This is a genomic window from Amaricoccus sp., assembly GCF_036846665.1.
Lineage (GTDB): Bacteria > Pseudomonadota > Alphaproteobacteria > Rhodobacterales > Rhodobacteraceae > Amaricoccus.
In genome coordinates, this window is sequence record NZ_DAIUBO010000182.1 from 1 (window position 1) to 7986 (window position 7986).

At 69.3% G+C, this 7986-nt stretch carries 7 protein-coding genes; 3 read left to right on the plus strand and 4 right to left on the minus strand.

Annotated features, from left to right (window positions below; translation table 11 throughout):
• The 3 genes from V7050_RS15560 to V7050_RS15570 form a co-directional block, all read right to left on the minus strand.
• The coding region (locus V7050_RS15560) for a sarcosine oxidase subunit alpha family protein (protein WP_324410802.1) at window positions 1-2607 on the minus strand (2607 nt) is incomplete at its 3' end.
• Window positions 2604-2906: a sarcosine oxidase subunit delta gene (locus V7050_RS15565; protein ID WP_324375132.1), complete on the minus strand. Its 303-nt coding sequence runs from the start codon at window positions 2904-2906 to the stop codon at window positions 2604-2606. The genes V7050_RS15565 and V7050_RS15560, both read right to left, overlap by 4 nt.
• 8 nt (window positions 2907-2914) lie before the next feature.
• Window positions 2915-4168: a sarcosine oxidase subunit beta family protein gene (locus tag V7050_RS15570; RefSeq protein ID WP_324375130.1), complete on the minus strand. Its 1254-nt coding sequence runs from the start codon at window positions 4166-4168 to the stop codon at window positions 2915-2917.
• A 103-nt stretch (window positions 4169-4271) separates the two neighbouring features.
• Between V7050_RS15570 and V7050_RS15575 the strand changes: the two genes are divergently transcribed.
• Window positions 4272-5273, plus strand: a complete 1002-nt coding sequence (locus tag V7050_RS15575; protein WP_324375120.1) for a GlxA family transcriptional regulator — start codon at window positions 4272-4274, stop codon at window positions 5271-5273.
• On the opposite strand, the gene V7050_RS15580 is transcribed toward V7050_RS15575, so the two are convergent.
• Window positions 5230-6204, minus strand: coding sequence for a GlxA family transcriptional regulator (locus V7050_RS15580; RefSeq protein WP_324375118.1), 975 nt, complete (start codon window positions 6202-6204; stop codon window positions 5230-5232). The genes V7050_RS15575 and V7050_RS15580 overlap by 44 nt on opposite strands.
• Window positions 6205-6440: 236 nt before the next feature.
• On the opposite strand from V7050_RS15580, the gene V7050_RS15585 reads away from it, so the two are divergent.
• Together V7050_RS15585 and V7050_RS15590 are read left to right on the plus strand one after the other, a co-directional pair.
• Complete coding sequence (locus tag V7050_RS15585; protein ID WP_324375115.1) at window positions 6441-7190, plus strand: electron transfer flavoprotein subunit beta/FixA family protein; 750 nt, start codon at window positions 6441-6443, stop codon at window positions 7188-7190.
• A gap of 24 nt (window positions 7191-7214) precedes the next feature.
• On the plus strand, window positions 7215-7986 hold a 772-nt coding region (locus V7050_RS15590), incomplete at its 3' end, for an electron transfer flavoprotein subunit alpha/FixB family protein (protein WP_324410804.1).

Genomic DNA, 7986 nt, shown 5'->3' on the forward strand with positions numbered 1-7986 from the left:
CGTGCCGTCGGTGTCCTGGCCGACGATGATGTAGCCCTTCTCGGCGCGCAGCACGTGCATGGTCTCGGTGCCGTAGGGCACGATGTCGTACTGTTGTCCGGCCTCCCAGAGCTTCTCCCAGAGCGCGCGGCCGTGGCGGGCCGGCACGTTGACCTCGAAGCCGAGCTCACCGGTGAAGGAGACGCGGAAGAGCCGGGCCGGGAAGCCCGCGACCGTGCATTCGGCGACCGCCATGTGCGGGAAGGCCTCGGCCGAGATGTCGAGGCCCTCGACGAAGGGCTCGAGCACCTTGCGCGCGTTCGGTCCCTGCAGCGCAACGACCGCCCATTGCTCGGTGGTCGAGGTGAGCCAGACCTTCAGATCCGGCCACTCGGTCTGCAGGTAGTCCTCCATCATGTTGAGCACGCGTGCCGCACCACCGGTGGTGGTGGTGACGTGGAAGCGGTCGGCGGAGAGGCGGCCGATGACGCCGTCGTCGCGGATGAAGCCGTCCTCGCCGAGCAGCAGGCCGTAGCGGCAGCGCCCCGGGGCGAGCTTCGCCCAGGGATTGGTGTACATCCGCTCCATGAAGGTGACGGCGTCGGGGCCGACGACCTCGATCTTGCCGAGGGTCGAGGCGTCGAAGATGCCGACCGAGGCACGGGCGCCGCGGCACTCGCGGCTGACCGCTGCGTGCATGTCCTCTCCGGGCTTCGGGAAGTACCAGGCGCGGCGCCAGAGCGAGACCGGTTCGTAGGCCGCGCCCTGGGCCTCGGCCCAGCCGTCGATCGGGGTCTTTCGCGTGACCTCGAAGGTCGCGTCCTTGTGGTAGCCGGCGAAGCTGCCGAAGGTCGTCGGCGAATAGGGCGGCCGGAAGGTGGTGAGGCCGACCTGGGGCGGCGCCTTGCCGAGCGCGTCGGCGGCGATCATCAGGCCGTTGACGTTCGACATCTTGCCCTGGTCGGTCGCCATGCCGTTCGTGGTGTAGCGCTTGACGTGCTCGATCGAGCGCATGCCCTCGCGGACGGCGAGCCGAATGTCCTTCGCTGTGACATCGTTCTGGAAGTCGATGAAGGCCTTGGCCTTGCCCGCGTCCCTGTCGGTCGGCAGCTCCTTGCAGGTGACGCCCGAGCCGGTGCGGTCGGCGCTGACGGTGAAGGCCGGCGCCTCCGCCTGGCAGCCGACGTCGCGGGCGGCGAGCGTCCCGGCGTTGGCGCCGTCCTCGAGCGAGGCGGCGATGCTCCAGAGGCCGCGGCCGGCGCCGGCGATCTGCACCGTCTCGGTCTTCTTGCCCGGCAGGTAGACCTGCAGCGCCTCGTCCCAGGTGAGCTTGCCCTGGGTGTGGCTGAAGAGGTGCAGGCAGGGGGTCCAGCCGCCGCACATCAGCACGGCGTCGCAGGCGATGTCGCGGGCCTCGCCGGCCTTGCCGCCGTCCATCCGGTTGACGCGCAGCGACTTCACCCGGAGCCTGCCGGAGGTGCCGGTGACCGTGCGGCCGAGCAAGGCCTCGATGCCGAGGGCGCGGGCACGGTCGGTGAGGGCATGGTCCACGGTCGCGCGGACGTCGACGATGGCGGCCGGCTTCGCCCCCGCCTCGGCGAGGTCGAAAGCAGTGTACCACGCGCTGTCGTGCGCGGTGACGATCGCCGGACGGTCGCCGACCTTTACGCCATAGCGGTTGAGATAGGTCTGGGCGGCGCCGGCGAGCAGGACGCCGGGGCGGTCGTTGCCGTCGAAGACCAGCGGCTTCTCGAGCGCGCCCTGAGCCAGGACGACTTCCCTGGCGCGGACCTTCCACATCCGCTCGCGCGGGGCGCCCTCGGGGGGCGTGTCGAGGTGGTCGGTCAGGCGCTGGCAGAGGCCGACAAGGTTCTGGTGGTAGTAGCCGATCGCGGTGGTGCGGGTCATCACCGTGACGTTCGGCAACGCGTCGAACTCGGCGGTTGTGGCGGCGAGCCAGTCCCACGCGGGCTTGTCGTCGATGGTGACGGCGGGCTCGGAAAGGAGCGTGCCGCCCACCTCGGAATTCTCGTCCACGAGCATGACGGAGGCGCCCGACCGGCCCGCGGCCAGCGCCGCCGCGAGGCCGGCGGGGCCGGCGCCGACGACGAGGACGTCGACGTGGGCGAAGCGGCTGGCGTAGCTGTCGGCGTCGGGCTCGGAGGGCGAGACGCCGAGGCCGGCGGCGTTGCGGATCACCGGCTCGTAGACGCGGTCCCAGAAGGCACGCGGCCACATGAAGGTCTTGTAGTAGAAGCCGGCCGAGAACAGTGACCCAAGGTTGTCGTTGATCGCGCCCATGTCGAAGGCGAGCGACGGCCAGCGGTTCTGGCTGGTGGCGTCGAGGCCCTCGCGGAGCTCCTGGATGGTGGCGCGGGTGTTGGGCTCGAAGCGGCCGGCACCACGGCGGGTGCCGAAGAGCGCGTTCGGCTCGTCCGAGCCGGCGGAGACCACGCCGCGCGGGCGGTGGTACTTGAAAGACCGCCCCATCAGGTGGACGCCGTTGGCGAGCAGCGCCGAGGCGAGGGTGTCGCCGGCGAGGCCCTGGTAGGACTTGCCGTCGAAGCTGAAGCGGACGGGCTTGCCGTGGTCGACGCGGCCGCGGTTGGGGAGGCGATAGGTCGTCACTTGGCGTCTCCCATCAGGCTGGTGATGTCGGGACGGGGCTCGCCGGTCTTGTAGGTGGCGAGGAACTTGTCGCCGACGGTCTCGCGCACGGCGTTGAAGAAGCGGGCGCAGCCGTTCAGGTGCCGCCAGCGCTCGAAGTGCACGCCCTTGGGGTTGGTGCGGATGAAGAGGAAGTCGCGCCATTCCTCGTCGCTGAGCTTGGACGGGTCGGTCGGTCGGGCGATGTGGGCCTCGCCGGCATAGGCGAACTCGAGCTCGGGGAGGTCCTGCTCGCAGTAGGGGCAATGGATCAGCAGCATGATGAACCTCAGTGCGCGACGGCGGCTGCGGCGGCTTCGTCGATCAGCCGGCCGGTGGTGAAGCGCTCCAGCGTGAAGGGCGCGTTGATCGGGTGCGGCTCGTCCTTGGCCACCGTCCAGGCGAGGACGTGGGCGGCGCCCGGCGTCGCCTTGAAGCCACCGGTGCCCCAGCCGCAGTTGACGTAGAGGCCCGCGACCGGGGTTAGCCCGAGGATCGCCGAGCGGTCCGGGGTCACGTCGACGATGCCGCCCCATTTGCGGAGCATCCGCATCCGGCGGAAGATCGGGAAGATCTCGCAGATCGCCGCCAGCGTGTGCTCGATCAGCGGCAGGCCGCCGCGCTGCGAGTAGCTGACGTACTGGTCGGTGCCGGAGCCGATGACGAGCTCGCCCTTGTCGGACTGGCTGATGTAGGCGTGCACCGAGTTCGACATGACCACGCAGGGGAAGATCGGCTTGATAGGCTCGGAGACCAGTGCCTGCAGCGGGTAGGATTCGAGCGGCAGACGGACGCCGGCGGTCTCCATCACCACCGAGGTGTGCCCGGCGGCGGAGACCGCGACCTTCTTCGCGGCGATGAAACCCCTGGCGGTCTCGACCCCGGTGACCCGGCCGGAGGCGTCGCGGCGGATCGCGGTCACCGGGCAGTTCTGGATGATGTCGACGCCGCGGGCGGCGGCGCCGCGGGCGTAGCCCCAGGCGACGGCGTCGTGGCGGGCGGTGCCGGCGCGACGCTGCAGGGCAGCGCCCATCACCGGGTAGCGGGCGCCCGGGTCGATGGAGAGCGGCGGGCAGAAGAGCTTCGCCTCCTTCGCCGACAGCCACTGGTTGTCGACGCCGTTCAGCCGGTTCGAGTGCACGTGGCGCTGGAAGGACTGCACGTCGTGGACGTTGTGCGCGAGCATCATGACCCCGCGCTTCGAATACATGACGTTGTAGTTCAGGTCCTGGCTGAGGTTCTCCCAGAGGTCGAGGGCGTGGTCGTAGAGCCGCGCGCTCTCGTCGTAGAGGTAGTTCGAGCGGATGATCGTGGTGTTGCGCCCGGTGTTGCCGCCGCCGAGCCAGCCCTTGTCGATCACCGCGACGTTGGTGATCCCGTGCTCCTTCGCCAGGTAGTAGGCGGCACCGAGCCCGTGGCCGCCGGCGCCGACGATGATGACGTCGTAGGCGGCCTTCGGCTCGCGGTCGGGCCACTGCGGCGTCCAGTTCTTCTGGCCGGTCAGCGCGCCCTTGACGACCTGGGCAAAGGAAAAATGCGTCATGCGGGCCTCCCCTGGCTTGCCGGACCTCTATACTGGATTCCACGCGGACTGACGTGTATCCTTGCGTCAGATTTGCGGTAGCGAGGCGGCAGGAGTTCGTCGGTTGGCCCAGCTCAACGTCGGCTTCATCCTGGCGCGCCGCTTCACGCTCTGCGCCCTTGGTAACTTTGTCGACGTACTACGGCTTGCGGCAGACGAGGGCGACCGCTCGCGGCCCATCCTCTGTGCCTGGAAGGTGCTGTCACCGACGATGGAACCGATCGCGTCGAGCTCGGGCATCGCCGTGCAGCCGGATGAGACCTTGGGCGATCCGGCCCGATTCGACTATCTTGTGGTCGTCGGCGGGCTCGTCGACGAGGTGGAGCGCCTGCACCCCGACACCGTGCGCTTCCTTGAGCGAGCGGCGGCAAAAGGCATCTCGCTGGTCGGGGTCTGCACCGGGACATTCGTACTGCACCGGGCCGGGCTGATGGACGGCTATCGAGCCTGCGTCAGCTGGTTCCACCATGACGACTTTCTGGAACGCTTCGACGGGCTGAAGCCGGTCTCCGACCAGATCTTCGTCGTCGACCGCGATCGGCTGACCTGCTCCGGCGGCGTCGCGGCGGCGCATCTCGCCGCCTTCATCGTCCGCCGCCATCTCGGGACTGCGCAGGCGGCAAAGAGCCTGCACATCATGATCATCGATGAGGCAGCCGCCGAGGAACCTCAGCCCGGCATGCCCCTGGCGCTCGCCACCGACGATGCCTTGGTGCGCCGCGCCTTGCTCGCCATGCAGCAGTCGATCGACGCACCGCTGTCGATCAGCCGGATCGTCGAACGGCTGGGTGTCAGTAGGCGGAAGCTCGAGCGTCACTTCCGCGACGCTCTGGGAATGACGCCGCTCGAGGCAGACCGGCTGATCCGGGTAGAGCAGGCGAAGCACTTGCTGGTCGCGACAAGGCGGTCTGCGACCAGGATTGCAGCGGAGACCGGCTTCTGCGACCTGCCGCACATGATCAAGGTGTTTCGCGCCGCGGAGGGCATCACCCCGGACGTCTTTCGCCGCAGCGGTCGCGGTTCTATTGCGGTGTCGGCGCTTCCACCGACGGCCGGGTCTTCCTGATCTCGAACGGCGTCGAGTCGTAGCGGCGCCGGAACATTCGACTGAGATGCGAGGAGTCGCAGAAGCCGCACTCGACGGCGATGGCGGAGATCGGTTTGTCGGTCGCTTCGAGCAGATGCCGGGCGAACGACAGGCGGATGTCGAGGAAGGCCGCCTGCGGCGAGGTGTCGAGGGCGGTCCGGAAGTGCCGTTCGAGCTGACGCTTGCTGTTGCCCATCTGGCGCGCGAGCTCGGCGACGGAAAGGGGTGCGTCGATGCGCTGCTGCATGAGGAGCAGCGCCCGCCTGACCATCGGATCCTCGGTCCTGAAGTCCAGCGGAATTCCGGGTTGCGGCTTCTCCGGCCGAAGGGCGTCGTCGATGATCATGATGTGCAGGCTCTTGCTGGCCTGCGCGCGCCCGACATGCTTCTCGACGAGGTAGGCGGCGAGGTGGGCGGAGCTCGCGCCGCCGGCGCAGGTGAGCCTGTCCCGGTCCACCACGAATATCTGGTCCGAGATCGGCTCGAGCCCGTCGAACTGCTCGAGGAAGTCCGCGTGGCAGAACCAGCTGACGCAGGCGCGGTACCCGTCCATGAGGCCGGCGCGGTGCAGCAGGAAGGCTCCCGTGCAGACCCCGACGAGCGGGACGCCGGCTGCCGCGGCGCGCGCGAGAAAGCGGGTGTAGGCGGGGCCGATGTTGGGGATTTCCTCGAGCAGGCCCCCGACCACGACGATGTAGTCGAACCTGGCCGGGTCGCCCAGTCGCTCGCTCGGCTGCACGGTGACGCCGCAGCTCGACGCGACCGGGTCCATCGACTCGGAGAGGACGGACCATTCGCACAGGATCGGCCGGCTCCGATCCCCCTCGTCCGCCGCGAGCCTCAGGACGTCGACGAAGTTGGCGAAAGCGCACAAGGTGAAGCGTCTGGCGAGGATGAAGCCGACCGACAAGCGCGGCCCGCCGGTCCTGGGCCGCACGGCCCTTGCGGGAAGCGCCTGCGATCCATGTCGGCTCGCTCCCGCCCCTGGCTTCATCGCCCCGGCTGCTCCCCTGTCGTAGCTCTCATCCGCGATTGTCGCAAACATCCTGTCGGGATCAAGCGGAATGTCGCATTGCTCTCGCACAAGCTGCAGGGGTCCCGGGGACACGGGGGGGCAGCGGGCTTCCGATCGAAAAGGGGTGGCACATGAGGGTTCTGGTCCCCGTCAAGCGGGTGGTCGACTTCAACGTCAAGATCCGCGTGAAGGCGGATGGCTCGGGTGTCGACCTGGCGAACGTCAAGATGTCGATGAACCCGTTCGACGAGATTGCGGTCGAGGAGGCGATCCGGCTGAAGGAAGCGGGGAAGGCGGACGAGGTCGTCGCCGTCTCGATCGGTCCGGCCCAGGCCCAGGAGACCCTGCGCACCGCCCTCGCCATGGGAGCGGACCGGGCCATCCTGATCAAGGTCGACGGCACGGCGGAGCCGCTCGCGGTCGCGAAGCTCCTCAAGGGGGTCATCGAGGCCGAGGGGCCGGGGCTGGTCATTCTCGGCAAGCAGGCGATCGACGACGACGCCAACCAGACCGGGCAGATGCTGGCGGCGCTGCTCGGCTGGAGCCAGGCGACCTTCGCCTCGAAGCTGGAACTCGGCGCCGACCGCGCGACGGTGACGCGCGAGGTGGATGGCGGGCTCGAGTCGATCGAGGTCGTGCTGCCGGCGATCGTGACCGCCGACCTGCGGCTGAACGAGCCGCGCTACGCATCGCTGCCGAACATCATGAAGGCGAAGAAGAAGCCGCTCGAGGAGAAGACCGCGGCCGACTACGGCGTGAGCGTCGAGCCGCGGCTCAGGGTGCTCGCGACCGAGGAGCCGGCGGCTCGCAAGGCCGGCGTCCGGGTCGGCAACGTCGCCGAGCTGGTCGACAGGCTGAAGAACGAAGTCGGCGTGCTCTAAGCCCCGGACCCGGAGATCAACGACATGGCCATCCTTCTCGTCGCCGAGCACGACAATTCGACGCTCTCCGACCAGACCGCCAAAGCGCTGACCGCCGCCTCGCGGATCGGCGGCGACATCGACGTCCTGGTCGCCGGCAAGGCGGCAGGCGGCGCGGCGGACGCCGCGGCGCGGCTCGCCGGCGTGCGCCGGGTGCTTCTCGTCGAGGGCGACGCCTTCGAGCATCGGCTGGCGGAGCCGGCCGCGGCGCTGATCGTGGAACTGAGCAGGGACTATGACACGGTCGTCGCTGCGGCGACGGCGAGCGGCAAGAACGTGCTGCCGCGGGTCGCGGCGCTGCTCGACGTGATGCAGGTGTCGGAGGTGGTCGAGGTGGTCTCGGCCGACACCTTCAAGCGGCCGATCTATGCCGGAAACGCGCTGCAGACCGTGCAGGCGACCGATGCGAAGAGGGTGCTGACGGTGCGGACCGCGGGCTTCGATGCCGCTCCGGCGCAGGACGCCGCCGCCCCGATCGAGGCCGTGGCGGATGTTCCGGCGAACCCGGCACTTTCCTTGTTCCTCGAGAGCCGGCTGTCGACGAGCGAGCGTCCCGAGCTCGCCTCGGCCCGGATCGTGGTCTCGGGCGGCCGTGCACTCGGGTCGGAGGAGCGGTTCCGGGATGTCATCCTGCCGCTTGCCGACAAGCTCGGCGCGGCGGTCGGCGCCTCGCGGGCGGCGGTCGACGCCGGCTATGCGCCGAACGACTGGCAGGTCGGCCAGACCGGCAAGGTGGTGGCCCCCGAGCTCTACATCG